Here is a 1593-nt window from a genome sequence, read left to right on the forward strand (position 1 = left end):
CTGTTTTGAAGAAAGCCAGTAAAATGGGGCTTTTTATTTTCCGATTCACTTTGTAGTACACAGCGAGCTATTGTTCTTTTAGATTCATTATCAGAACTTTGAAAGATGTACTTCAAATCCATTTTACGCAGACATCCAGAGTTAGGACAATTTTGTCCTTATTTTCGTTTAGTGGAAAGTTATCGGAATCTTGAAAATAGAATATGTCATCGGACATTACTAAATATTGGTTTTTTACCAGAATTGAAATCTGAGCACTTAAATGTAATTCAAAAGCGACTAAATCAATTGGTAACTGGCGCAAGCGATTTGTTCGAAGAAGAAGACCTTTTTATAAAACCATATGTTAATGCGTTTTGGGAGCAACTTGTAGCGAGTAAGCGAATCGATCTGGTCAAAAATAAAACTTCTGTATTAGATTCTAAAAGCAGTAAAACTTGGATTGATCTGCAAAGTATTAAACATAATGAAGTTCGTGAAGTTGGAGCTGAGTGGATTGGTTTTCAAACATTAAACAAGTTACATCTACAAGATTATTTATCAAATATGGGGTGGGATGAAGAGAAAATCCAACTCACCTATACTCAAATTATAAGTCGAGCTGTTTATCCTTTTTCAGAGTTCAAAACCATTCGATGGATTAAAGAGAATTCTGCAATTTGTGAGCTTACAGGTTATCCACTTGAGAAGATAACAAAAGATAAATTATACCGAAACGCATTAGATCTTTATGCTGTTAAAGACGAATTAGAACAGCATTTGTCTAATAAAACAAATGACTTGTTTGATATTCAAGACAAAATTGTTTTGTTTGATTTGACAAACACCTATTTTGAAGGGAGGAAAGACCATAGTGCTATGGCCAAGTTTGGCCGAAGCAAAGAAAAAAGGAGTGATGCTAAATTGATTGTTCTTGCAATGGTAGTCAACCCAGAAGGGTTTCCAAAATACACACAGATATTAGAAGGAAATACTGCCGATAGTAATTCTTTGCCTGATATGATTGAAAAATTACGACTAAAAACATCTAGTTTTAGTGGAAAAACATTAGTGGTTTTAGATGCCGGTATTGCAACTAAAGACAATCTGAAACTCATCATTGAAAAGGGATATGATTACGTTTGTGTAAGCAGAACTACAATAAGAGAGTACACCATAAATAACGGGGATATTCAACGCAAAATTAAAACCCAAAACAAGGAAGAAATCAGTCTTCAGAGAGTACAGTCAGAACTAGAAACGGATTATTTATTACGCATCAAAAGTCCTGGGAAGAAATTAAAAGAGGACGCAATGAAAAAACAGTTTGAGACCCGATTTGAAGAGGAAATTGAAAAGATAAAATTAAGCTTGACTAAAAAAAATGGAGTAAAAAAGTTTGACAAAGTCAACCAAAGAATAGGAAGAGCTGTTCAAAAATACCCATCAGTGAGTAAATATTACAACATTGATGTACATGGAAGCCATGATCAAAATGCCACAGAAATAGTATTTCAAAAAAATGAAGTACGAAATCTAGAAGAACAAGAAAAAATGGGGACGTATTTTATACGGACAAGTTTAAAAACGACAGACGAAGAAACACTTTGGACG

General features: G+C 33.6%; 1 protein-coding gene. It reads left to right on the plus strand.

Annotation, left to right across the window (positions count from 1 at the left end; all coding sequences use genetic code 11):
* Positions 1-105: 105 nt before the first annotated feature.
* On the plus strand, positions 106-1593 hold a 1488-nt coding region (locus tag ACNQGH_RS21850), incomplete at its 3' end, for an IS1634 family transposase (protein ID WP_417958128.1).

It is taken from the genome of Flavobacterium kochi (assembly GCF_048286715.1).
Taxonomy (GTDB): Bacteria; Bacteroidota; Bacteroidia; order Flavobacteriales; family Flavobacteriaceae; genus Flavobacterium.